Source organism: Chryseobacterium daecheongense, from assembly GCA_027920525.1.
Lineage (GTDB): Bacteria > Bacteroidota > Bacteroidia > Flavobacteriales > Weeksellaceae > Chryseobacterium > Chryseobacterium proteolyticum.
Genome location: CP115858.1, coordinates 1,457,066 through 1,481,913, shown reverse-complemented (window position 1 = coordinate 1,481,913; position 24,848 = coordinate 1,457,066). Strand labels below are relative to the sequence as shown.

Genomic DNA, 24,848 nt, shown 5'->3' with positions numbered 1-24,848 from the left:
CATGTAATTATGGAAAAAGAAACACTCAGAATAGAAGGATTCAGTGATGGCGTCTTTGCAATAGCTGTTACGCTTTTGGTATTGGACCTTCATTTCCCTGAAGAGCATTCAATACAGAACGGGAATGATCTGCTGGTCTTTCTGAAGAATCAATGGCCGGCATTTCTGGCATTTATCCTTTCATTTTTCAGCATTTTCATCATGTGGGTAAACCATCATAAGATCTTCAAACAGATCTACAGTCGGAATTCCGCAATTATGTTTGCGAATGGACTGATCCTTTTTCTGGTTTCAGCAGTTTCTTATCCTACCGCTTTGCTGGCAAGGTATTTTGACGGTGAAGCTTCCTCTGTTGTTGTGGCACTTTATACCGGTATTTTTGTTCTGATCAATCTTGCTTATAATTTATTATGGTTTCTGGCCACCCGGAATAAAAAACTTTTGCGTCCCGGTATTACCGATGCTGCTATAAAAAAGATCCATAATAATTACCTTTACGGGCTTCCGATTTATGTGATTGCATTAATCCTGTCGTTCTGGATCCCGGTCTTGTCGCTGCTGATCATTTTAGGCCTTTGGATTTTCTGGGCTTTGTCTTCCGGGAAAATAGAAATGGAGCTTGACAAACATTATTCAGATCCCTTGAAATAGTGTTTTTTTTCTATTCCGAGTTTCTGCATTTTGGAAATCAGCGTGGTTGGCGGTAATCCCAGCAGCTTTGCAGCACCTGTTTCACCAAAAATACGGCCGTTACATTTTTTGATTATTTTTAGAATATATTCCTTTTCGAATTCCTGGAGCGTTTTGATCCGGAAATCCTGATCCGTATTTTGAGAGTTAATAACTTTGGGAAAATCCATTTCCCTGATCATATTTCCTTTTGCCGTCAGCATGCTTCTTTCAACCATATTTTCCAGTTCACGGATATTACCGAGCCATGGATTGGCGATCATCATTTTTGCCACGTTCTGAGAAAAACCGGTAATCTTTTTGCCTGTCTTAGAATAGAGTTTCTCAAGGAAGTAGTTTGCCAGTAAAGGAATATCCTCTTTTCTTTCCCGCAAGGCAGGAAGATGGATAGGAAATACATTCAGCCTGTAAAAAAGATCACTTCTGAACCGTCCTTCCGCGACTTCTTTTTCAAGATTCCTGTTGGTGGCCGTAATGATCCTTACATTCACTTTTATTCTTTTGTTTCCCCCGATCCTTTCGATTTCTTTTTCCTGAAGAACCCTCAGAAGTCTGGCTTGCAATTCCAGGGGAAGTTCACCTATTTCATCCAGAAAAATGGTGCTGTTTTGCGCCTGTTCAAACTTTCCTTTCCGCTGTTCGGTTGCTCCGGTAAAGCTTCCTTTTTCATGCCCGAAAAGTTCGGATTCTATCAGATTGGCAGGAATAGCCGCACAGTTTATCCTGATCATCTTCTTTCCCGAAAATTCTGAAAGTTCATGAATAGCCTTTGCTATAAGCTCCTTTCCTGTACCCGTTTCTCCAAAGATGATGACATTGGATTGTGATGGAGCTGCCTGCGAGATCTGTTCAAAAATAGTCTGCATTACTTCACTTTGTCCTACAATTCCATGAAAGCCATACTCACTTTTCTTTTCTTCTTCAGTTTCTTTAGGAAAGTTCTGGATATTTCCCTGAAACGCTTTCAATTGTTCCTGAACATCAATATTATGAAGAGTAATGGAAACCTGGGTAGAAACGCTGTTTAAAATTCTTTCCGGAATAGCATCTCTTGAGATAAAATTTCTGTAGAAAAGGAAAAGCACATTTTTATTTTCATTAACAGCAGGCAGACCTAATCCCACAGCCATTCGCATTCCCGAATTTCTAACTTCGGTAAAACAGGAAGGAAGTGATGACAATTCTTTAAGATCAAAAAACAGGGGTTCCGCGGAATCAAGGCATTTTTTTAAATACGTATCAAGTGCATGATCTATAGTATAATTTTGATTTTCAATCCCACTGATGAGCATTTCAATAGTCCCTCTGTAATCCCTGATGATCATACAATCATTAAAGCCCAGTTCAGTTTTGAAAGAGGTATTGAGAACAGAAAGAAGTTGTTTTTTGTTTAAAACGGTAGAAAAGTCTTTGGCTAAACGGACAATGATAAGCTGTTCTTTCTGCATGTCCTGCAGGCGTTTCATCATTTCTGCATTAGGATCAGAAGGCTTGCTCATAGAAAATTCTTACTTGAAAATTTAAAGATAGGAAAATTGAGAAAAAGATCTCATTTAAATAAACAAAAAAGCAACCTCGAAGAGAGAATCTTTATTTGGTGGTTTAGCCTTTACAACCGGTGTCGGTCCGGGAATAGGCGATTTAAGGAGATCATGGTTTAAACTTCACGTAATTCTGGATCTAGTCGAATGCTTCAGTAATCTCGTCAATATTAGAATTTTTATATTGAAAGTAAAGATTAGAATGAAAATCATTAAGCTTTCTGAGTAATTCCAGAAACTCATTTTTTTCATTATTTTCAAGCTTCCCGGCAAGAATTCTTGAAGTGATATTTACTTTTTTAACAGAACGGTGGAAATAATCTTCTCCTTTTTTAGTGATGTTCAGACGTTTGCTTCTTTTGTCTTCGCTGTCGTTTTTTTCTTCAATTAAACCGTATTCCAATAAACGCTTGATAATTTGAGTTCCCGTCTGTTTCTCATGTCCGTTTCTTTCAATGAGCTGAATTTTAGTCAGGTTTGGTTCATCTTTCAGTCTATACAGATAGGTGAATTCTTCATTGGCTAATTCAGGAAAGTCATTAAGCCCTTTTCTAATAAGTTGCTTGGAATATCTTGCCAAAAGCAGAACCTGTTTGCAGATTTCATTTTCGGTAAAAGCAACCTGATGCTCTTCATTTTTAAAAAGCTTTGTAGGGCTTTCTTTTCTGTATTTCTGATCATTCATCCAAAGACGGAAATCCTCAGTGGTAGAATGAGGTTTACAAGCTTCGGAGTTTTCAAATTCTTTTACCTGATGAAGCAAATCAATGAAAAAATCGGTATTCATGGCACAAATTTAATCTAAAAATATATCTTTTTACGTTAAAGTTTCACACTTCCCATTCCACCGTCGATTCCAAAAATCTGGCCCGTAATCCAGGAAGATTTATCGGAAATTAAAAAAGCTGTCATTTCCGCGATTTCTTCAGCATTTCCAATTCTTTGCAGAGGATGCCTTTTAGCGGATGCTTCCTTTTTTTCAGGAGTTGATAAGAGGCTTGAGGCGAGCTCAGTATCTGTCAAAGAAGGGGCAATGGCATTTACCCTGATTTTATGTGCCGAAAATTCAGCCGCTAAACTTTTGGTAAGACCTTCCACAGCGTTTTTGCTGGCAGCAATTGAAGAGTGAAACGGCATTCCCAGTTTTGCCGCTACAGAACTGAAAAGTACAATAGAGGCACTTTCAGATTTTTTAAGATTCGGTAAAAGCTTTTGAATAACTTTCACTGCTCCTATCACATTAATTTCAAAATCATTCTTGAACTCATCTATGGAAAGCCTGTTAAACGGTTTCAGATTAATGCTTCCGGGAGAGTACACCAGTCCGTCTACAACTTCAGGAAAAGTAATTTCATCTAAATTTCCGGAAAGAATATCCATTTGATGGAATGTTATATTAGCGTGATTTACCCCGGGATTTATTGTTCTTGAAATTCCTATGATTTTATTTTGTTCGGAAAGGATTTCTGCTGTTGCATGTCCAATTCCTTTTCCACATCCGACGATGATAATATTTTTCATGATTACTCTATTATCTTTTAGAAATTTTATTATTGCTAATGGTTCTTTGTCTACTGCATTTAAAGCGAATGATATCTTCATTTCGCTTTTTTAAATGTTTTTGACTCACCCCGGAATTCACCCTCGTTCTCCAAAGTTTAAAACTCGATTCTTTTAATTCAGCACGCATTATTTCAATCACTTCAGATTCTCTGATCCCAAACTGAAATGCTATAGCTTCAAATGGAGTACGGTCTTCCCAGGCCATCTCGATAATCCGGTCCCTTTCCCGTATGTTGAAATTTTTATTCATTATTTCAGATTTTCAATAAATGCTTTTGCTCTCTTTATATGCTCTTTCCTTTGTTCTTCCGGCATTTTTTCAAGCGTTCTCAACATCATGCCCAGCCTTGGGTTTTTGGCGAAAAAATCCTTGTTATCATTGATGAAGTTCCAGAAAAGTGAATCCCATTGTTCTGCCCATTCTCCGTTAGGATAATCGCTCATTTTTTTGATGTAATTGCTGCCACTGATGTAGGGTTTCGTACTCATTTTGCCACCATCCGAAAAGGTGCTCATTCCATATACATTCGGAACCATTACCCAGTCATAAGAATCAATGAACATTTCCATAAACCACTGATATACTTCATCAGGATCGAATTGGCAGAGGTTCATTAAATTAGCAAAAATCATCAGCCTTTCGATGTGGTGTGCATAGCCGGTTTTTAAAATTTTCTGAATTGAGCTGTCAACTGGCTGGATTCCCGTTTTAGCAGTATAAAAAGATGCCGGAAGTTTTTGCTTGTGTTTCCAGTAATTTTTATTCCGCTGATCTACACCCTGATAAAGATAAACGCCCCGGACAAATTCTCTCCATCCTAAAATTTGTCTAACAAAACCTTCCAGTGAGTTTACCGGAATATCATTTTCCTTTGCAAAGGAAATGGCTTTTTCCAAAACATTTTCCGCAGTTAAAAGTCCTACATTCATTAATGGAGAAAGAACACTGTGATGCAGAAAATATTCTTTCTCCACGATGCTGTCTTCATAAATGCCAAATTCCGGAAAACGCATTTCCAGGAATTGCTCAAGCCATTTTTCAGCTTCTTTGAAAGTTGTAGGATAAAGCTGTTCATCTGTAAGAATTCCGTAATTTTTTGAAAAATGTTTTTCGGTATATTCTTTCGCCTCCTCATAATATTGATTGTTTGTCGGGAAATATATGAAAGGTGCTTTTTTATTTTTAGGATATTTTCTTCGGTTTTCCGTATCATAGGTCCATTTTCCTCCCAGCGGTTTTCCTGCCTTCATCAGGATATTCCGGGTGATTCTCTGCTGCTTGTAAAAATCAGTCTGATGGTATGATTTCTTCCCTTCAAAGTAATCTTTCAGCTCTTCTTTGGTATTCAAAAAAAGAGAGCTGTCATGAATTTCAAGATCTAATTTGGTTTGTCTTAATCTTTTTTCCAGCCAATTATCACAAACATCTGTCGTTTTTATAGTTTTAAAATGGTCGTTTTCCAGTTTCAGAATTAAGTTTCTGATGTCTGAGTATTTTGATGAACTTTCGATATATTCAACCTCAAAACCGGATTTTTTCAATGTATGTTCATAGAACTTCATTGTCGCACGATGAAAAGCTATCTTCTGTTTATGAAACGCATATTGCCTGAAAAATAAGAATTCCTCTATCAAAAATACCGGCTGATCTTGGATAAGGTAATCAGTATCCTCAAAAAGCTGATGCGGAAAAATCAGTTGAGCGGTATGTTTTATTATTTTAGCCATAATCGTCTGAATTCTTGCTTAGGGTTGTAAAGTTTTGCCTGTTCTCTGGATTAAAAGGCCGGTTGTTATTTATCAGTGCTCAATTTTATTTTATTTTATTTCACCTTGTCAAAAAAATTAATTTCGAAAGGTTGTAATTAGTGAAACATTGATCCGGGACTTCTCTTTCATTTATTATAACTTTTTGGTATTCAATATATAATTCAGTTTTTTTTCCTGTGTGATATTGGATTTTCCTGCACAAGAAAATGTATTTATCTACAAATTTAGTAAATAATTTTATTTTTATTTAAAATAAAGTATAAATTTGTACTATATGATTTTTTAATTTTTAAATTATGTTGACAATACAAGCGCAATCGAATATTCCAACTGATTTTGGAATGTTTACTGTTTATGCATTTTCAGAGTTCGAAGATGATTGGAATCCGAATCTGGTTTGGGTGGCGGAAAATACAGATTTTAGTACTGCGGTGAATGTGCGTTTTCATTCGGAGTGTATCACCGGCGAAGTTTTTCATTCTAAAAAATGCGAGTGCGGGCAACAGCTGGATGCTGCTATGAAATATGTGCATGAGAACGGCGGAATGATTATTTATCTGCGTCAGGAAGGTCGGAATATCGGAATCATCAACAAATTGAGAGCTTATGCACTTCAGGAAAAAGGCTTTGACACGGTAGAAGCTAATCTGAAACTGGGATTACCGGCTGATGGCAGAAATTTTGATATCGCGATAGAAGTGCTGAAGATTTTAAAAGTAAATGAAATTAATCTGCTGACCAACAATCCTGAAAAGCTGAAATCTCTTGATAACAGTGGAATTAAGCTAAAGAATAGAATTCCGCTGGAAATAGAGTCGAATGAGGTCAATGAAAGTTACCTGGCAAAAAAGAAAGATTATTTCGGACATCTTTTAGAAAAGGTATAATTTTTTCTTTCACCGGCAAACATTGTCAAACCACCAAAGCCTAATCCTATGAAAAAAATTCTGCTCACCGGCGCAACCGGATACATCGGAAAAAGAATGATCGACGTTATCGCTGCTCAGGGTTATCGGGTTATCTGTTGTTGCAGAGATAAAAATCGTTTTTCCAAAAGTGTCGATATTAACGATAATCAGGTGGAGGTAGTGGAAGTAGATTTTTTAAAACCTGAAACCCTGGAAAATATTCCGAAAGATATTTCAGGAGCGTATTATCTTATGCATTCGATGAGCAATAGCAATGATTATGCTGAAAAAGAAAAAGAATGCGCTGTTAACTTTTCCAATTTTATTGAGAACACGGAATGCAAACACATCATTTATCTTTCGGGTCTGGTCAACGAAAAAGAATTATCCCAACATTTAAGTTCCCGGTTTGAGGTTGAAAAGAATCTTATGCAATGTAAAATTCCTGCCACGGTCTTAAGAGCCGGAATTATCATTGGATCAGGAAGTGCTTCTTTTGAAATTATAAGAGATCTGGTAGAAAAATTACCCATAATGATCGCTCCAAGGTGGCTTCACACAAAATGTCAGCCGATAGGAATTGCCAACGTTCTTGATTTTCTGATTTTTACATTATTTAAAGAAAAGGCCTATCGTAGAAATTTTGATATAGGTTGTGATAATGTGTTGACTTATAAAGAAATGCTCTTGGAATTTGCTAAAATTAGAGGGCTGAAAAGAAAGATTTTTACAGTTCCTGTAATGACACCCAAACTGTCCTCGTATTGGTTGTATTTTATTACTTCGACATCCTATAATTTGGCTTCCGCACTGGTTGGAAGTATGAAAATTGAGGTGGTATGCAGGCCAGAAAGCTTACTGGAAATAAAACAGATTACAGGTGTTCAGCCACTTTCATATGATACAGCCTTAAGAAGAACTCTCGCTAAAATTCAGGATAAGGAAATTATATCAAGCTGGAAGGATAGCTTTATCAGCAGCAGAAGTGATTCCAATCTGAAAAATTATCTTGATGTCCCAAAATATGGATGCTTTACGGATCTAAGAACTGCAGAATACGATGATCGTGAAAAATGTCTGAACCGGGTTTTTTCTTTAGGAGGAACAAACGGCTGGTACGGGCAAAGCCTATGGAAAATACGGGGGTTTTTGGATCTATTGATTGGCGGACCCGGATTGCGGCGTGGGAGAACACATCCCGATCAACTTCACGAAGGTGATGCTTTGGATTTTTGGCGTGTTTTATATGCAAACAAAGAAGAAGGAAAACTTATTCTCTTCGCAGAAATGAAACTTCCCGGTGAGGCATGGCTCATGTTTAAAACTTATAAAGGAAAGCTTTGGCAAAAAGCGGTTTTTCGGCCGCATGGACTGACCGGGAGATTATACTGGTATTCTGTTTTACCATTTCATGGGATTATTTTTAAAGGTATGGTAAGGAGATTAGCAAAAGAGTGACTTTTTTAAGTTATCAACTCAAAATGAATATTGTCGCTCAATCTGTCATTACAGCAACGAATTTTAAAATTAAAAAACGGCATCGAAGAATGTAATCTTTGCATGAGTCTTGTGGCCTTGATGAGATTGTTATCAAATAATTTTATCGACAATTGACTCCGATTGAATGAGTTAAACCGGAATGGAAATGTAATAATCGTTTTATCAGATATTTTTATTGAAGATTAAATTTTCCGCAACTGTAATTTTGAATATTTGTAATCGTAATGTACTATTAAATAATATTAATTGAATATGCTGACGATGTTGTAAAAAAATAGTTTCCCATAATGATTTTATAACTATATTTAACATAAAACAAAATATTAGTTAATGTTATGGGGAATTATCCAGTGCCTAATAATGAACAGGGGAGAGTAAAAAAACTGGAACTATTTGATCTTCTGAATCTGCCAAAGGATCCTCAATTAGATATTTTTGCAGAAACTGCTTGTCTGGTTACCGACTGTCCCAGCTCTCTTATTGCTATTATGGAAAGTGATGTCCAGATGATACAGAGCTGTATTGGGATTTCTTTGGATAGTGTGGAGCGTGAAAATACACTTTGCCAGTATTCTATTGCAAACGGAGATGTGTTGGTGATCCCTGATACACTTGCTGACGACAGATCATCCGGGAATTCTATAATTGTGGAAAGTGGTATCCGATTCTATGCAGGGGTACCGCTGATAGATGATGAAGGGTTTGCATTAGGTACACTGTGCGTTATTGATTTTAAGCCTAAAAACCTCTCCGACAACCAAATAGATACTCTGAAAAAAATTGGAGAAGCTATCACCAATTTATATATCGGCAAAAAAAAGAATAAACAGGCTGAATATTTCCAACAGACCTTTGATATTTCCAATAACCTGATTTGCGTTCTTGATAACAAATTTATTCTTAAAGAAGCAAATCCCACCTTTGAAAAAATATTCGGAATAGCTCCAAAAAAAGCAGTTAATCAAAGTTTTTTAACGATTATAAAAAAGCAGGATGACGATTGGCAACTCAAACTCGAAAACTTTCTTAAGACAGATGAAGAACTGGTTTTTACTACCTCCACAAAAACTGAAGACGCTGGTGCTATAATTATAGAATGGTACCTGAAGCAAAACCATGACCATTCTGAGATTTTTTGTTTCGGCATTAATATTACCCAGCATATCGAAGAAAAGCGCCAGCTTGAAAGTTCCGAACGCCGTTTTAGAAGCTTCTTCGAAAATGCAATCGGGTTGATGAGCATGCACGATATGGAAGGAAATATTCTTGAGGTGAATCAAAAAGGTAGAGAAACCCTGCATTATTCTGCGGAAGAAGTAAACGGATTAAATCTGAAAGATCTCGTTCCTGAACAAAATAGTTCTTTGCTGGAAAAATATTTAGAACGTATCAATCAGAATAAGGAAGATTTCGGAACAATGATCCTCGAGTCAAAAGAAGGTGAAGAACTGATCTGGATGTACCATAATCTTGTGGAAATTGATAAAGACGGAAAACCGTATGTGGTAAGTACAGCATTGAACGTAACGGAAAGAATGAGCCTGGAAAGGGATCTTCTTTATGCCAAGAAAATGCTTGAGCAAACGAGCTCGGTCGCTCAGGTGGGTGGCTGGGAAGTCAACCTTAAAAATAAATCTGTAATCTGGTCCAAAACAGCAAAAGAAATCCATAAAATAGATCAGGAATTCCAGCCCGACTTTGAAAATGCAATCGGTTTTTATAAAGAAGAAGATAAACAAAAAGTTGAGTTCTTATTTAACCGGGCTGTTTCAGAAGGTATTCCTTATGATGCGGAATTTCAGCTTGTCCGCAATGATGGAGTTACGATCTGGGTAAGAGTAAAAGGAATTCCGGAGTTTGAAAACGGAGTATGTACCAGGGTGTACGGAATCATTCAGGATATTGATGCTTTTAAAAATATATATCTGGAACTGGAGAAGAAAGAAGCAATGATGCAGTCTTTTGCTACTTATGTTCCCGTTGCAGTAGCGATGTTTGATAAAGAACTTAATTATGTTTCGGTAAGTACAAGCTGGAAGGAAGAATTCAATATGAATAATATGGAGCTGATGGGAGAGAATATTTATACCATTTCTCCTAACGTTCCTGAAGAAAGAAAGGCCATCTACAAAAATGCTTTAGAAGGCAAGGTCTATAAAAATGATGATTTTGCCATTGAAGTTCCACATAAAGAAGGCATCCAACATTATAACCTGGAAGTAGGACCATGGTATCTTTCTGATGGCATAATAGGTGGAATAATTGTCTCTGTACAGAATATTACCGATATTGTAAAAACCAACGAAGAACTCAAAAATGCAAAGAAAATGGCGGATATTGCAAGCAAAGCAAAATCAGAATTTCTTGCCAACATGAGTCATGAGATCCGCACCCCTCTGAATGGAGTGATCGGATTTTCAGATCTTCTTTTGAAAACTCCTCTCAATGAAATACAGACTCAATATCTTAATTATATCAATGAATCGGGGGAAAATCTACTCAATATAATTAATGATATCCTGGATTTTTCGAAAATAGAATCTGGAAAAATGGAACTCCTTATCGAAAGATCGAATGTTTATGATTTAGTTAGCCAGGTAATCAATGTGATCCTTTATCAATCACAGAAAAAAAACATTGAGTTGCTACTCAATATTGAACAGGGATTGCCGAAAGTACTTTGGCTTGACGAATCCAGAATGAAACAGATTCTCATTAACCTGTTGGGTAATGCCGTTAAATTTACACATCGTGGCGAGATTGAGCTTAAAGTAGAAAAGCTGAATATCACAGGACAAAATATATCATTAAGATTTTCCGTACGAGATACCGGGATAGGTATTCCACTTGAAAAACAGCAGCATATTTTTGATGCCTTTACCCAGGAAAACAGTTCCATCAGCAAGCATTACGGGGGAACAGGACTGGGACTAACGATATCCAATAATATTCTGGGCTATATGGGAAGCCATCTTTCCCTGAACAGTATACCGGAAAAAGGATCCGTATTTTTCTTTGACATTGAAGTTCCCTATGAGGAATCTGAAGGTATTGAAGAAGAAGAACTGAAAATAGAAAAAGTTCTTATTGTTGATGATAATGAGGCGAACAGGATCATTCTCCAGCACATGCTGGCCTATAAAAATATTGGGTCAAAATTAGCAGCCAACGGGATGGAAGCTTTGCAGATTTTATTGGATGGAGAACATTTTGATGTTATTTTGATGGATTATCATATGCCCATTATTTCAGGGTTGGAAACTATTGAGAAAATTAAGGAATTATTTGCTCAAAAAAATGAAACTTCACCCCTGGTTATTCTTCATACTTCTTCGGAAGAGCATGATGTGCTCAACTCTTTCCGGCAAGAAGAAAATTCCTACTTCCTGTTAAAACCTATAAAATCAGAAGAACTCTACCGAACTTTAAAACGTGTAGTACATGATAATGTAAAAGAAATACCGGCAGCTGATGAGCAGGAAGCAGAAAATTTTTTATTTCCACCACATCTTAAGGTTTTACTTGTTGATGATAACCCTGTGAATATGGTTCTTAACAACAAAATGATGAAATCTTTGATTCCCGATGCTGAGCTTACAGAATCGGTAAATGGACTGGAAGCAGTGGAACAATGTAAAAACAAACATTTTTCGGTGATATTGATGGATGTCCAAATGCCGGTAATGGACGGTATTGAAGCTACTAAACAAATTCGTCTTCTTCCAGGATATCATGATGTTCCGATCATTGGTGTAACAGCAGGAACCATCATCGGTGAAAAGGAAAAATGCATCATGTCCGGAATGAATGATTTTCTTCCGAAACCCCTGAGACAGTCAGATCTTTTGGAAATGCTAGAAAAATACATTTCCGTTCAAACGATAGAAACAGGAAATACTGTAAAAACTGAGAAATATCTTGATCTGAATCTTCTCAATGATCAAACGGGAGACGATGATGATTTTAGAGCGATTTTCCTGGATCTGGTGGTCCAACAGCTATCTGAGGCGGAAAATAATATAAGAATTGCATCGGCTGAAGAAAACAGAGATGAGTTGAAGAAAGTTCTTCACAAACTAAAAGGTACAGCCGGAACTGCCGGATTGATAAAGCTGGCAGAAACTGCTTTATACTGGGAAAAGAAAGCGGATGAAACTATGGATTTCACCTCTTTACAGCAGGAAATTATCAATGAAATAACAATCGGATTAAATTTAATAAAAGGTTTAATAAAATAAAAACAAAAGACTATGTTGATTCTGATCGCTGAAGACGATGAACTGATTCTAAAAACGATAGAACACAAATTATTAAAGGAAGGGCATGAAGTAATCCTTACCCGTAATGGTAAAGAAGCCATCGAAACCTTAAAAGAGAAAGATGTAGACCTTGCCATCACCGATATCATGATGCCTTTTGCTTCAGGAATAGAAATACTTTCTGCCATACAAACCATGGGAAAGGAGATTCCTGTCATTATGCTATCCAGTATGGGGCAGGAAGAGGTGGTACTAAACGCTTTTGATCTGGGAGCTTCTGATTTTATTGTAAAGCCGTTCAGTCCCAATGAATTGATGTTGAGGATAAAAAGATTTACCCCTAAATAATAGAACGATGCTGCTAACCACTTCTGTACATTTTCTGTTTCTTATCTTCCTTGGGATGTTGTCTCTCGTATTGTTATTGATTACAGGGATTCTTGTTTACAGTTTTTTTCGGTACAAAGAATCTGTGAGAATCTCGGGGTGGATGAAGGTTATTAATCAAAAAATATCGGAAGTTATTGTTTATGAAGATGAAGAAGTTGCTCTTGATCAGAATTTTGTACTTCTTTCCAGGAGTCCTTCATTTAGAAATCTATTCCTGCAAAAACTGGTAGATTCTGAAAAGAAATTTTCAGGGGCTGCAAAAATTAAAATTAAAAACCTTTTTAAAGAATACAATCTCCGGCAGGAAGCCGCTAAAAAGCTTGATCAGAAAAAAACATATCTTATTGCCGGGGGGATACAGGAACTTACGGTCATGAACGCAAAGGAGGACCTTCCCAAAATTTCCTCTTTTTTATCCCATCCTTCCGCACAGGTCTACCAGGAAGCGCAATATGCCATGGTAAGCTTTAAAGGTTTTGAAGGATTGGATTTTTTGAGTACCGCTTCGGGGATAATTTCAGAATGGCAACAGCTCCGGCTGCTTCTCTCCATTACCAGCATACCTGAAAACTCAGGAGAAGCTATTGAAGGCTGGCTTAGAAGTTCAAATAGCTCTGTTATCATTTTTACTTTAAAATTGGTAAGGAAATTTCAATTGCTTTCTTTTTATCCGATGGTGGCCGATCTTCTGGAGCATTCATCAGTTGAGGTCAGAATACAGGCCGTGCATACCCTTTTGTCATTGGAAGATCCTTCAACCATTCAGTTCCTTACAAAAGTGTATCCCGACCAGCCTTATGAAGTCCAGCTTGAAATTCTTCGTGTGATGAAAGTTTCTAAGGATCAGTCCTGTATAGGCTTACTCAAAAAAGAATTATTGGAAAATATCAATACAGGGATTAAGTTGTATGCAGCGGAAGCTCTTGCTGCATTGGGATATAAGGAATACTTATCAGAACTTTCGGAAGATGAAACATCGTCCGAAGAATTAATTCAAATTATAAAACACGCAGTCCAGGAAAAAGTATGTTAGAATTCTCACACATTATCTATGAAGTTGTTATATGGTTATTCCTGCTGTATGGGACGGCAGTAGTTATTATTTACGGCTGGGTCGGAATATATGCGTTAGGAGCTGTAATACGTTATAAAAAAGAAAATACATTTACCGATTACAGCATTATTGCCGCTAATCCCAATTCGCCTACCTTCAGCCTTCTCGCTCCCGCTTATAATGAGGGAATGACCATTGTAGAAAATGTAAGGTCCCTGTTATCTCTCTATTATCACAACCTGGAAATTATCATCATTAACGATGGAAGTAAAGACGATTCCATGCAGAAACTGATCGAAGCTTATGAGCTTGAAAGAGTGTCTTTTTTTGTACAAGGTACAATTGAAACCAATAAAATAAAAGGCATCTATAAGAGTAAAAACCAGGCTTTTAAAAAGCTTATTGTTGTAGATAAAGAAAACGGAGGTAAAGCTGATGCCCTAAATGTAGGAATTAATGTTTCTTCAGGAAATTATCTGGTGTGTATTGATGTGGATTGTATCCTGGAACAAGATGCCATTTTAAAACTGGCAAAACCGTTTCTGGAACAAACCGATAAAAAAATTATTGCCTGCGGAGGTGTGATCCGTCTCGCTAATAATTGCGTTATTGAAGATGGAAAAGTAGTAAGTGTAAATATGCCAAAAACGCTCCTCGGTAAAACCCAGGCGTTGGAATATATCCGTGCTTTTGTTCTTGGAAGAATGGCATGGGCGCGGGCATCGGGATTAATCCTGATATCCGGGGCCTTTGGAGTTTTCGACAGAAAAATAGTTTTGGAATGCGGTGGATATGATAAAACTACGGTAGGAGAGGATATGGAGTTGGTAGTCCGTATGAGAAAGTATATGGAAGAAAAGAATGAGCCTTATGAAGTTCTTACAATTCCTGATCCACTTTGCTGGACGGAAGTTCCTGAAAGCAAAGATATCCTGAAAAAACAACGTAACCGGTGGATGCGGGGAACCATCGAAACTTTGTGGAAACATCGGAAAATGATGTTTAACCCAAAATACGGAAAGCTGGGCATGGTAAGTCTTCCTTATTGGTTTTTCTTTGAATTTCTGGGTCCTTTGGTTGAATTTTCTGGATATATAATCTTTGTAATTTTCCTTTTATTAGGAATTATCAATTGGCCGTTTTTCGTGATTTTGTTTGCCCTGGTCGTATCGATGGGATTTCTTTACTCTATTTATGGGATTTTGGTGGATCTTGTTAGCTATCAGGTTTATACCAAAAGGAAAGATTTTCTAACCTTGATCGGTACTGCGTTTTCAGAACCGTTTTATTTTCATCCCATCGTGGTGAAAGCCGGGGTGAAGGGGTTTATAGATTATTTTAAAAAATCCCACGGCTGGGGTGAGATGACAAGACAGGGGTTTAATCAGAATACCAAAAATTTACCTTTAAAAGAAAGAATATCCGCGATTCTTAATAATGGGTTGAAAAAATTCGGAATGGTATCAGTCGTTTTTCTGCTTTTATTTTTAGTAGGGATCACAGCAGAATGGCTTTGGTACAAATATTCTTTCCCAAGGCTGAATCCTTCTTCAATTGCAGGAAATCTTTTTTTTGAAAATATTTTGTTTGCGTTTAAACTGATATTTGGCTTTGGAATTATTTATTTAATTATCAATTCCGTAAAAGAGAATTGGGCCAACTTATCAGCACTTGTCCTATTCGGATTGGTGACTGTAGTACAGTATATTCTGTTCCTATATTTCTCTGAGACCCAAAATATGCTTGGGGCAGATCTTTTTTATTACAACAAAGATGAGATCAAACAGATTTTAAGAGCAAGCGGAATGCTTAATTTAAAAAATATTGCGCTATTGATCGTTTTGATTGCGATATGTATCATTCCATTATGGATGGCCGTAAAATCTGCTTTGAAGTCGAAATATATCGGAATCGCTTTTTTAAGCCTTGGCCTGATTGCTTTTTTCGTTCCCAGTAATATGTTTCAGTCAAAGGAATTAAACCAGACAAATAATACCTTCGGCCAGACAGCTTCAAAGAGTAAATGGAACTATTTCTTTATCTCCAATGAAGAGAATTTTATCAGCGATCACCCGGAAATCGGAGAAATAATTAATGGGGAAGAAAGCTTTACAGCCAATGCTGAAATGCTCGACAAGTCATTTCCTTTCTGGAGAAAAGAGGATACTCCCGATTTTTTGGGATCTTATTTCAACAGATCCGATGAGGTTCCGAATCTTGTATTTATTGTGATGGAAGGTTTTGGACATGCATACACCTCTCCTAAAGGTTATGTCGGAAACTTTACGCCGTTTCTGGATTCTTTGTCTAATAAAAGTTTGTATTGGGAGAATTGCCTTAGCTCTGCAGGAAGAACATTCGGAGCCTTACCTTCGCTTACAGGATCACTTCCTTTCGGAAAAAACGGATTTCTGGAAATTGAAAAAACACCGGAAAATTTTAATCTTTTTAATATACTGAAAGCCAACGGATTTGAAACAGGATTTCACTACGGCGGAAATTTATTGTTTGACGGATACCGAAACTTCCTCGAGTACAGTAAAGTAGATCATATTGTAGACATTGGATCGTATGGGGGGGCTTACAAAAGACTGCCGGCAAACAATGGAGACAGTTGGGGATATGAAGACCAGGCGGTTTTCAGAAAGATGCTGGAAACCCAGAAATTACAGCAAAGGCCTTATTTTAAAATGCTTCTTACCCTTTCCACCCATAATCCGTTTCTCATTAATAACAAAGAATATTATGAAAAACTTTATAACGAAAGGTTGCAATCCAATCTTTTAAATCCGGAGCAGAAAAAATGGGCGGCGGGCTTTAAAAACCAATTGGTTGCTTTGCTTAATGCAGATGATGCTTTGAAAAACTTCTTTGAAAACTACAGTAAACGTCCGGATTTTCAACGTACGATTTTTGTTATTACAGGAGATCATAGTATGCCGGAGATCACACTGGAGTCTAAGATTGACAGGTTTCATGTGCCGTTACTGATTTATTCACCATTACTGAAGGAAACAAAACGTTTTCACAAAACGGCAAGTCACTTTGATGTTGCTCCTTCTATTGTAGCCTATTACAGAAATAATTATAAACTCCGAACGCCATCTACTGTTACATGGGTAGGACGGGGCTTTTCTCCGGATCTTCAACCAGGAAAAGCGGGAATCCCTATGATGCAGAGTAAAAATATGATGGCTGATTTTGTTTCAGATCAATATTATCTTCACGACGGGGAGTTGTTTACCCTTGAAAACTCAGAGGAAGAACCTTCTAATGATGCTTCTGCCCTGAATATGATCAATGGGCGTTTTAACCAGTTTAAAAGGATGAATTCAAGTTTTTATACCACGAAGAAACTAATGCCTGATTCTGTAGTTATTCATTTTATGAAAAAAAATAAATAAAACAGTCTAAAATTTTCTTGTGTAGCCTAGAGTAATATCAAACTGGTTTCCTTTTGTATTTGGAAGGTATTCCTGGTTGTAATACATGGTTCCTACAGAGAATATATTGGATTGTACTGTAAAATTATATTCGGCACCTACTTTAAAAGTTTTAAGCTTAAAAGTTTCATTTTCAAGAAGGTTATTTCGGTTTTCTTCAGGGCTTATTCCCGTGCCGATCTGAAAGCCAATATAATCCTGAGCACTTTTCGTATAATAGCGTACTGTTCCGGTATAGGAATGCGAGATATTTTTGTTATCCGGCGTAATGTAGGTTCTTATATTAAACCAGAAATTCTTGTAATATTTTCCGATAGATGCTGTGTACATCCAGATGCTGTTGCTGAAATAAAGCTGTCTGTATCCGATTTCTCCTTCGTAACTCTTAGGAAGATTAGCATAAAGGGATACCCCTGTACGGTATTTCGGGAAAAGCCCGACATCATTGGAATAGGCACCTCCCACATACAAGTAAAATGTTTTTGATAACCGTGGATAAGCTTCCAGCTCAATCTGGGTACCGTCTTGAGCAAATTTGTTGGCATAATTCCCTCTGATAATCACGGCTCCAATAGGGGTAACCCTTTTATAGCTGATCCCTACAACATGCCAGTCGTCATCAAACTGCTTATCAAAATGGGAATAGTTATAAAGAATGCTTATAGCGTTTTTAGAAGTAAACTCCTTCACTTTTACGGCAAGGCTGTTGGCTTCCGTGTTTTTCGGATCGATGGCTAGAATATATTTAATGGCCTTTTCGGATTCAATATAATCTTTGTCTGCATAATTTACTTTTGCTTTTAAAAGTAAAAGCGCTTCAGATTGCGGATGAAAAGATAACCCTTTGTCGAGGATCTCTTTGGCCTTACTATACTGGTCATTCCAATATTCTAAGGATGCATAGGCAATAAAGTAATCTTCATCCTGTATATTTTTTTTTCCAAGCGCCTCAAAAACGGTTCTTGCAGACTCCGGATCCTTATTCCACGTATAAACTCTTCCTAAAAAAATTGAAATATCGGTATAATCGGGGGCTTTTTCCAGGGCTTGTTTAGCCAATACAATAGAGTTGGTATAATCCTTATTTTCAAACGCAGCAGTTCTTGCTTTTGCAAATAATTCGTCGGCTGACAGATTTTGCTGCGCATGTATTTGTAACGGAAATAATATCAGAAGAACTAAATAGCCAAAATATATTCTCATTGAGGTGAAATTCTTAATCAATATAAAGACGAATTGTATCTTTAACAAATATATTAAACTTTTTTAAGTAATTCATTGTAATTATTTCCATTAAATAAGGGCCGTAAAGTTGATAGGAGCTCCTGTCTCTCCATCTTATTACTACTATGAGATCAAGTATTCATAAGATTCTTGTAAAAAAAGATAATACAGAGAAGTTACAATACATATCAATAATGTATTTCAATTAAAATTTAAAATAATTAGATTGTCTTCAAATACAGTTCCTTCAGTTCTTCGGCCGAAAACGCTTTGGATGGAATATTTTGCACCAGTTCTCCCTGTTTCATAATTCCGATATTCGTAGCGACACTTACCGCGTTGAAAATATCATGGGTGGCCATTAAAACAGTTCGTCCTTCTAAGCCTAGCATTCTTACAATTTCTGTAAATTCAGCGGTGGCAATCGGGTCGAGTCCGCTGGTCGGCTCATCAAGGAGCAGAACTTTGGCATCTTTAGCGAGAGCGATAGCAATTCCAACTTTCTGCCGCATTCCTTTTGAATAACTTCCTAAAGGTTTATTATGAGCAGTTTCCTGTAAACCGGTTTGTTGTAAAAGACCAGAAAGTTCTTCTTTATTATAATTAAATCCCGCAATTTTTGAAAAGAAATCAAGATTTTCAATTCCGGTAAGATTCGGATAAAGTAATACAGTTTCAGGAATGTATGCCATGTGTTTTTTAATTTTTTCGGGATGATCTTTTACTGAAATATTGTTAATGAAGGCATCACCGGAAGTAGCTTTAATCAGGCCTAAAAGAATATTGATAGTTGTACTTTTACCGGCTCCGTTCTGTCCGAGAAGAGCAAAGATTTCCCCTTCCTGAATTTCAAGATCAAGAGATTTTAAAGCGGTAAAATCGTTGTATTTTTTATGAAGTTTGATGGTTTTTAACATAGCTTTCTGAATTTGTTTTGTGAAAGGATTAGCAATAAAAAAATTAAAATGAAATAGGGAAGAAGTAAGCTGAAAAGATTAATTTTCTCAGAATCCGTAAAGATTTTTACAGTCTGTTTTTTCCAGTCGATCATTTTTCCGTTTATATTTTCAAAAATATAAGGATAGAAATACAGCCTTTGTTTCTCGTGGAAATTTTTCAGGTTTTCTGCATAATTTAGCTGATTTTCCATTCCTGTTCCGGCAACATTGCTCTGAATCCATTGTGTTTGAATATTCGGTAAAATATACCCTAAGTAAATGGCTGCATTGTTTCTGCTATGCATTTTTTCATGATATTTCTTTGAAGAAGCTGCCGATTCCACATCCGCCATGTGCTGCATTGCGTAATACCAGGCGTAAGAAAAGTCGCTGTTTTCCGCAATCTCGTATTGGCTGAACTGAGGATAGATTTTATAGAATTTTTGCATTGTAGGAATTTTCGGTTCATCCCACTTATTGTGATAACCTTCCCGTTGTTCGATTTGTGCCTGCAATCCTTCTTTTACAGGAATCAATTTCTGTATCATCATATTTGCAGTCATCGGAATTACAAAATTCATGCTCAGCCAGAAAATCACCAGGGTTAAAGCATTCCACGAAGAGGACTTCTGATAACCAATAATCCATCTACATAAGGCAAACCAGAAAGCCAAATATAGAAAACCGGACAAAGCAAAAATAGCGAAGGCCAGGTCTACTGGAATTTTAATGTAAAAAAGGGCAGCAATTAACAATAAAACATAAACCGAGCTTACGGCCAGGAAACGGAACAGCAACTTAGCATCAATCAGCTTTCTTACATTTTGACTTTGCACTGAGAGTAATTTCCAGGTTCCTTTTTCCTGATCTTCGGAAATGATATTGTAGCACAAGGCAATAATCACGAGTGGAAAAAGAAATATCATCACAAAAGAGAAATCGAAATTTCCAACCGCTGCATTCGCAGGGTTGAAAAAATCGGAATTGTTTTTTTGTTCTTCCAGGTTTCGTATTGTAACGCCCTGAATGGAAGGATTCAAATCTCTCATACCGATACTTAAAGCAGCCAGTCTGGGTATTTCATTCACGAGATTAAATTTCACATAATAGAGTAAAAGACCGATGTTATCGCTGTGTAATTCCACATTTTTAGCGATGCTGTTTTTTTGATAGGTTGCACTTTTAGCCATAATTTCTTCATTCCTGTCCAGAAATTTTTTACCGGTGTACAGAGAGCATAAACCGGCAAAAAGAAGAATCAACAAAGAAATAATGTAGGCTTTGTTGCGGTAAAACTGTTTAAATAAATAATGATTCATTAGATTAATTTTAAATTTTTTGCACTTAATTCAATCATCAGAACACAGACAAGGAACCAGAAAAGAATAGCAACCAGAGGAAGAATCTGGTTACCCAGACTTTCTTTAACTGACGTAAACTCATACTGAAAATCAGGAAATTCCTGCCAGTTTTTTTTACTTACCATTGCCTGTTTTTCACCTTTTTTGGGTGGGGTGTTACGGATGTGTTCAATCTGTAAATCATTCATTCGCTGGGCGAGTGTATAGCGGTATTTCTCTGCCTGATTCTGAAATTGCCGGTACGCAAAATAATCTGTTCCCGAAGCGGTCATTGAAAGATTTTTAATCGCCATCACAGGATTGATGAAACCGAAAATTTCATTCAGTTTTTGTTGTCGATCGTATTGATCCTGAAGTCTTTTCAAATGATCAACATACAGTTTTGCACTGATTCTTTCTCCTTCTTTCATCACAATTCCACCGTAATTAACCGGAAGTTCATCCGTTGTTTTCACATTGTATTTTGCCAGAAGCGAATCTTTAATGTTTTTAAAATGCGGATCGTTGGGGTTGTGGCTGTCGCCTACTTTCATAACATCCTCTTCTACCTGGGTTTCAAAGGCAATTCTTGATGGAGTAGGATAGAGATTCTGCGCTGCAAACTGAATTCCTTTAGGTAAAAAAATCGACAGAATTATCCACGAGCCAATTAAACTGATTAAAGCGGATGACGAAGCTTTGCTTTTTGCCGAAATTAAAACCGTCAATGTACTGAAGAAAAAATAATAGATCATATACGCCGGAAAAAGGACCAGTATTCTTGATAAAATATCAGTAAAATGGCTTGATTCAACCATAAGTCCGGCCACTAAAACGATGGCAATCACAGGAATCAGAAACAATAAAGAAAACTGCCAGAGACCAAGGATTTTTCCCCATACAATAGCCCGTGATGATGCTCCCTGAACGGTAAGGATTTTCAGTGTGGCCTCTTCTCTTTCACGGACAATCACGCTGAAACCGAGAAATAAAATAATCAAAGGAACTATTGCCTGCAGAATGAATGCTGCACTGAACGCTCCGAAACGTACGAGAGTCCCTGAACTTCCGGCTTCCGAAAGGTTAGCGGTATTTTGTTTATGGGCTTCAAGGAAAATAACATTTCCAAGGTAATCGTCCAATCCGTTATCAAAAATACTTAACGGATGCCCGATTCTGAAAACGAGATAACCATAGTGGGCCATCCTGTGCGGATGCTTGTCAGGCCTGTGCTCCCAGTTTTCACGGGTTTCTTTACGGTATTCCTTTATCTTTGAATAAGTTTCACCGTATTTTGTAAACCCTATTCCAATGCTTATAAAGCAGAACAGGAGAACAGTAATGGCAATGAGCAGGTTTTGTTTACTTTTAAATAAATCCTGCCGGGTTTTTCTTACAATGAGTTTCAGGTTTGAAAAAGCCATGGTTTAAAATTTATAAGTTGCTGTAAATAGATAATTTCTTGGGGCACCGGGGAACAGTCTCAGGTAATTCTGAGCTCCTACCCAATACGTTATATTGGTAATATTGTTCACATTCAAAGCCAGCTGAAGCTTAGTTTGCGGTACGGAATAATAAATTGCCACATCCACGGTAGCATAAGCGGGAAGCTCGAAACTTCTGGTAAACCAGGGAATTTTTTTACTTTGATAGAGCATTCCCGCACCTATTCCGAAGTCTTTTAAAGGCTGAATGTTGGTAAAATTATACCTCGTCCAGATATTGACGGAATTTTTTGATGTATTTTCTTTAGCTAAACCAATTAAAGCAGGATTAGAATCATCCAGAACTTTTGCATCAATATAGCTGTAACCAGCATAAATGTGCCATTGCGGAAGAATATGACCCGTAAACTCAGCCTCAAAACCACGGCTTCTGTCTGCGCCACGCTGGATCAGTTGATCGGGCTCCGCAGGATTATTGGCGTTCATCAGGATATTTTTCTGATTGATTTCATAGATGGAAAATGTGGCATTAATTTTTCCAAAAAGCTTGGTTTTGACCCCGAATTCTTTCAGATCGGAAAGCAGGGGTTTGTACAATGAGGCGGAAATTGCACCTGTAAAATTGGCTGTTTGCGGCATCAGGGTAACCGTATTGGATTGTGGCTGATACCCTGTAAGATATGTTGCGTATATGTTTGTATTTTCTGTGATGCTATACGTCAGGCCGACCCGGTAAAGCATCTTCTGATTTCTGAAAGAACTTTCTTCCGCTTTCTTATATTGGGTAATGTCCTGAAACCATTCCTGTCTGAGTCCCGCCAGAAGTTTAAACTTTTTCCATGTCAGTAAATGTTGTACATATGCTGCATGAGTAGTTGTTAAAGCCGTTGGTAACGGGTTGATGATATTCAAAACAGTATAGTTATTCCCCTGATGGTTTGCCGCTCCGGGCGTCAGGTCGAATGGGCTCACATTGGGGGTGGGAAATATAATACCATTATAAACCGATGTCTGATATAAAGCAGCATTGGCCGGATTATAAGATGAGCTTACTGTTCCATCCTTCATCATGAAACCTCTTGCGGCATCTTGTTTTCCGCCGCTTTTTTTCTCCCAGATATGGCTGTCATATCCTACTAACGTCTGATGTTCAAGGGGTCCTGTTCTGTAAGTAAAATTAAAATAGGCATTAATATTATCCACCGACCAATGTTGAATTCTTTCCATATACTGCATCATCACCAGGCTTGAAATCTGGTTATTGCTGATATCCGGCACAAAAGAATTTGTAGTCCTCGTTTCATGGATGTCTTCGTTCCAGAACTGCTTCATATAAGAAGCATTAAAGCTGATGTTTTTATTGAAATGGTGGGCAAGACTTCCCATCAGAGTAAGATCTTTTGTTTTAAAATAGTCACCCGGAGCCCCCAGATTTAAACTGACAGGAGTACTGTTGAGATCGGTTTTTCCGGCAACTGCTCCAAAGATAGGCTGTCCTCTGTCGAGGTTTCCGTTCATTTCGTTGTAAATCATTTCTACATTCACCGAAGTTCTATCATTAGGGATAAAGGAGATCGAGGGAGCTATTAAAATTCCGTTATTTTTTACATGATCACGAAACGATCTGGCATGCTGATGAGCACCGTTGAAACGGTATAAAAGCGTTTTACTGGTATTCAAAGGTCCGGTTACATCTGCGGAAAGGCGATAGGTATCAAAGCTTCCTCCCGACAAACTTACTTCGTAACGGGAATTTGCCAAAGGTTTTTTAGTTACCATGTTGATGGTTCCTCCGGGGTCTACGCTGGACATGGTAATACTTGCGGGACCTTTAAAAACCTCCACACGCTCGATATGTGGGGTCATCGGCTGAAGAAAATAATATTGCCTGGTGCGCATTCCATTAATGATCTGGCCTTCTTCATTCTGGCTGATCCCCCGGATGCTGTACTGATTGTAAAAGCTTACATTGGAAACGCCTGCAACATTTTTCAGGACATCACCCAGTCTGAACGCCTGCCTGTCGTTGATGAGTTCTTTGGTAACCGTATTCAGCGTGAGCGGAAGATCTTTGTTTTTCATCGCAATCTTAGTGGCCGCAAATGAATAATCGGAAATATAATCTTTGGATTTTCGCCCTGTAATTTCTACCGTCTGAATAGTGACGGGAATTGAATCTTTTTTAATTTTCTGAGCATGGATCACACCTGAGAATATGATACAACCTAAGCCTGCTAAATGAAAAGTTTTAGTGGGAATAAAATGTATGATTCCAGGATTATAAGCATTAAATGACATAAATAGAGAGTAAAATGGTATAATTAAATACCTGGTGAGTAAAGAATATCTTATTCTACTTTTAAAATAAAATATCCCAAAAAGACAGTTACTGCAGATAACAAATCTGTAGCTAAAAGAGTTTAGTTTGAAAAACTAGAAATTAGGAGAGAACGGGAGGAGCCCTGGAAGAGAAAAAATCAAGGAGACAACGGTATGATACGGCCTTTGGCTGAGGTATTTCGTTATCATTTGAATCGTTTATGGCAAAATTTAGATTCTGAATTTCCGGAAGAAGACTTGTATTCATCTGCAAATGGAGTGCACATTGGCAGTCGTCCTGGGAAACTGTAGGGGCTTTTTCCTTTTTAGAATCTTTTTTGTTGTCAATTTTGGTTGTTACATGTTTCGCATGTTCAAGACATATGCTTATTCCACTGACGTTCGAAAGAAAGATCAGTAACAGAGAAAAGGTAAATAAGATTTTCAATGTTTTTTGCATAAGA

The 24,848-nt window shown here is 37.3% G+C and carries 18 protein-coding genes; 7 read left to right on the top strand and 11 right to left on the bottom strand.

From position 1 onward, the window contains the following. Positions 1 to 9: 9 nt before the first annotated feature. Positions 10 to 651, top strand: a complete 642-nt coding sequence (locus PFY10_06455; GenBank protein WBV58081.1) for a TMEM175 family protein — start codon at positions 10 to 12, stop codon at positions 649 to 651. Here the strand turns inward: PFY10_06455 and PFY10_06450 are convergent. The 5 genes from PFY10_06450 to PFY10_06430 all read right to left on the bottom strand — a co-directional run bounded on the left by PFY10_06450 (position 630) and on the right by PFY10_06430 (position 5,522). Further along, a complete protein-coding gene (locus tag PFY10_06450) occupies positions 630 to 2,189 on the bottom strand; it encodes a sigma-54 dependent transcriptional regulator (GenBank protein ID WBV58080.1) in 1,560 nt (519 codons plus the stop codon). The genes PFY10_06455 and PFY10_06450 overlap by 22 nt on opposite strands. Before the next feature lie 181 nt (positions 2,190 to 2,370). Then, entirely contained in the window at positions 2,371 to 3,018 is a 648-nt protein-coding gene (locus PFY10_06445) for a MarR family transcriptional regulator (protein ID WBV58079.1), read from the bottom strand. A 35-nt stretch (positions 3,019 to 3,053) separates the two neighbouring features. Beyond that, positions 3,054 to 3,752, bottom strand: coding sequence for an SDR family NAD(P)-dependent oxidoreductase (locus PFY10_06440; GenBank protein ID WBV58078.1), 699 nt, complete (start codon positions 3,750 to 3,752; stop codon positions 3,054 to 3,056). A 10-nt stretch (positions 3,753 to 3,762) separates the two neighbouring features. Next, the gene (locus tag PFY10_06435; protein ID WBV58077.1) at positions 3,763 to 4,044 is read right to left on the bottom strand and encodes a TIGR03643 family protein; all 282 of its coding nucleotides are present in this window, start codon (positions 4,042 to 4,044) and stop codon (positions 3,763 to 3,765) included. After that, positions 4,044 to 5,522 (bottom strand): cryptochrome/photolyase family protein, encoded by a 1,479-nt coding sequence (locus PFY10_06430; protein ID WBV58076.1) that lies wholly within the window; start codon positions 5,520 to 5,522, stop codon positions 4,044 to 4,046. The genes PFY10_06435 and PFY10_06430 overlap by 1 nt, the downstream gene beginning before the upstream one ends. A gap of 338 nt (positions 5,523 to 5,860) precedes the next feature. Here PFY10_06430 and ribA point away from each other — a divergent pair, with 338 nt between their 5' ends. From ribA to PFY10_06400, 6 genes are all read left to right on the top strand, one after another. After that, positions 5,861 to 6,451, top strand: a complete 591-nt coding sequence (gene ribA / locus PFY10_06425) for a GTP cyclohydrolase II (GenBank protein ID WBV58075.1) — start codon at positions 5,861 to 5,863, stop codon at positions 6,449 to 6,451. Between the two features lie 48 nt (positions 6,452 to 6,499). After that, positions 6,500 to 7,930, top strand: coding sequence for an SDR family oxidoreductase (locus PFY10_06420; protein ID WBV58074.1), 1,431 nt, complete (start codon positions 6,500 to 6,502; stop codon positions 7,928 to 7,930). A 377-nt stretch (positions 7,931 to 8,307) separates the two neighbouring features. Continuing rightward, a complete protein-coding gene (locus PFY10_06415) occupies positions 8,308 to 12,210 on the top strand; it encodes a PAS domain S-box protein (GenBank protein WBV58073.1) in 3,903 nt (1,300 codons plus the stop codon). A 12-nt stretch (positions 12,211 to 12,222) separates the two neighbouring features. Beyond that, positions 12,223 to 12,579, top strand: a complete 357-nt coding sequence (locus tag PFY10_06410; GenBank protein WBV58072.1) for a response regulator — start codon at positions 12,223 to 12,225, stop codon at positions 12,577 to 12,579. Positions 12,580 to 12,586: 7 nt separating this feature from the next. Then, entirely contained in the window at positions 12,587 to 13,654 is a 1,068-nt protein-coding gene (locus tag PFY10_06405) for a HEAT repeat domain-containing protein (protein WBV58071.1), read from the top strand. Further along, positions 13,648 to 17,079, top strand: a complete 3,432-nt coding sequence (locus PFY10_06400; protein WBV58070.1) for a sulfatase-like hydrolase/transferase — start codon at positions 13,648 to 13,650, stop codon at positions 17,077 to 17,079. Before PFY10_06405 ends, PFY10_06400 begins: the two co-directional genes overlap by 7 nt. Before the next feature lie 6 nt (positions 17,080 to 17,085). Here the strand turns inward: PFY10_06400 and PFY10_06395 are convergent, their stop codons facing one another. The 6 genes from PFY10_06395 to PFY10_06370 form a co-directional block, all read right to left on the bottom strand. After that, on the bottom strand, positions 17,086 to 18,321 hold the full coding sequence (locus PFY10_06395) for a YaiO family outer membrane beta-barrel protein (GenBank protein WBV58069.1): 1,236 nt from the start codon (positions 18,319 to 18,321) through the stop codon (positions 17,086 to 17,088). Positions 18,322 to 18,563: 242 nt separating this feature from the next. Continuing rightward, the gene (locus PFY10_06390) at positions 18,564 to 19,259 is read right to left on the bottom strand and encodes an ABC transporter ATP-binding protein (GenBank protein ID WBV58068.1); all 696 of its coding nucleotides are present in this window, start codon (positions 19,257 to 19,259) and stop codon (positions 18,564 to 18,566) included. Next, a complete protein-coding gene (locus tag PFY10_06385; GenBank protein ID WBV58067.1) occupies positions 19,253 to 20,599 on the bottom strand; it encodes a DUF3526 domain-containing protein in 1,347 nt (448 codons plus the stop codon). The genes PFY10_06390 and PFY10_06385 overlap by 7 nt, the downstream gene beginning before the upstream one ends. Continuing rightward, complete coding sequence (locus PFY10_06380; GenBank protein ID WBV58066.1) at positions 20,599 to 22,044, bottom strand: DUF3526 domain-containing protein; 1,446 nt, start codon at positions 22,042 to 22,044, stop codon at positions 20,599 to 20,601. The genes PFY10_06385 and PFY10_06380 overlap by 1 nt, the downstream gene beginning before the upstream one ends. 3 nt (positions 22,045 to 22,047) lie before the next feature. Then, positions 22,048 to 24,363, bottom strand: a complete 2,316-nt coding sequence (locus PFY10_06375) for a TonB-dependent siderophore receptor (GenBank protein WBV58065.1) — start codon at positions 24,361 to 24,363, stop codon at positions 22,048 to 22,050. Between the two features lie 142 nt (positions 24,364 to 24,505). Continuing rightward, a complete protein-coding gene (locus tag PFY10_06370) occupies positions 24,506 to 24,832 on the bottom strand; it encodes a hypothetical protein (GenBank protein ID WBV58064.1) in 327 nt (108 codons plus the stop codon). Between the last annotated feature and the right edge of the window lie 16 nt (positions 24,833 to 24,848).

What these genes read in the sequence shown, in the direction of transcription:
- PFY10_06455 (WBV58081.1), top strand. Translation starts at nt 10, where the DNA reads ATGGAAAAAGAAACACTCAGAATAGAAGGATTCAGTGATGGCGTCTTT.
- PFY10_06450 (WBV58080.1), bottom strand. Translation starts at nt 2,189, where the DNA reads ATGAGCAAGCCTTCTGATCCTAATGCAGAAATGATGAAACGCCTGCAG.
- PFY10_06445 (WBV58079.1), bottom strand. Translation starts at nt 3,018, where the DNA reads ATGAATACCGATTTTTTCATTGATTTGCTTCATCAGGTAAAAGAATTT.
- PFY10_06440 (WBV58078.1), bottom strand. Translation starts at nt 3,752, where the DNA reads ATGAAAAATATTATCATCGTCGGATGTGGAAAAGGAATTGGACATGCA.
- PFY10_06435 (WBV58077.1), bottom strand. Translation starts at nt 4,044, where the DNA reads ATGAATAAAAATTTCAACATACGGGAAAGGGACCGGATTATCGAGATG.
- PFY10_06430 (WBV58076.1), bottom strand. Translation starts at nt 5,522, where the DNA reads ATGGCTAAAATAATAAAACATACCGCTCAACTGATTTTTCCGCATCAG.
- ribA (WBV58075.1), top strand. Translation starts at nt 5,861, where the DNA reads ATGTTGACAATACAAGCGCAATCGAATATTCCAACTGATTTTGGAATG.
- PFY10_06420 (WBV58074.1), top strand. Translation starts at nt 6,500, where the DNA reads ATGAAAAAAATTCTGCTCACCGGCGCAACCGGATACATCGGAAAAAGA.
- PFY10_06415 (WBV58073.1), top strand. Translation starts at nt 8,308, where the DNA reads ATGGGGAATTATCCAGTGCCTAATAATGAACAGGGGAGAGTAAAAAAA.
- PFY10_06410 (WBV58072.1), top strand. Translation starts at nt 12,223, where the DNA reads ATGTTGATTCTGATCGCTGAAGACGATGAACTGATTCTAAAAACGATA.
- PFY10_06405 (WBV58071.1), top strand. Translation starts at nt 12,587, where the DNA reads ATGCTGCTAACCACTTCTGTACATTTTCTGTTTCTTATCTTCCTTGGG.
- PFY10_06400 (WBV58070.1), top strand. Translation starts at nt 13,648, where the DNA reads ATGTTAGAATTCTCACACATTATCTATGAAGTTGTTATATGGTTATTC.
- PFY10_06395 (WBV58069.1), bottom strand. Translation starts at nt 18,321, where the DNA reads ATGAGAATATATTTTGGCTATTTAGTTCTTCTGATATTATTTCCGTTA.
- PFY10_06390 (WBV58068.1), bottom strand. Translation starts at nt 19,259, where the DNA reads ATGTTAAAAACCATCAAACTTCATAAAAAATACAACGATTTTACCGCT.
- PFY10_06385 (WBV58067.1), bottom strand. Translation starts at nt 20,599, where the DNA reads ATGAATCATTATTTATTTAAACAGTTTTACCGCAACAAAGCCTACATT.
- PFY10_06380 (WBV58066.1), bottom strand. Translation starts at nt 22,044, where the DNA reads ATGGCTTTTTCAAACCTGAAACTCATTGTAAGAAAAACCCGGCAGGAT.
- PFY10_06375 (WBV58065.1), bottom strand. Translation starts at nt 24,363, where the DNA reads ATGTCATTTAATGCTTATAATCCTGGAATCATACATTTTATTCCCACT.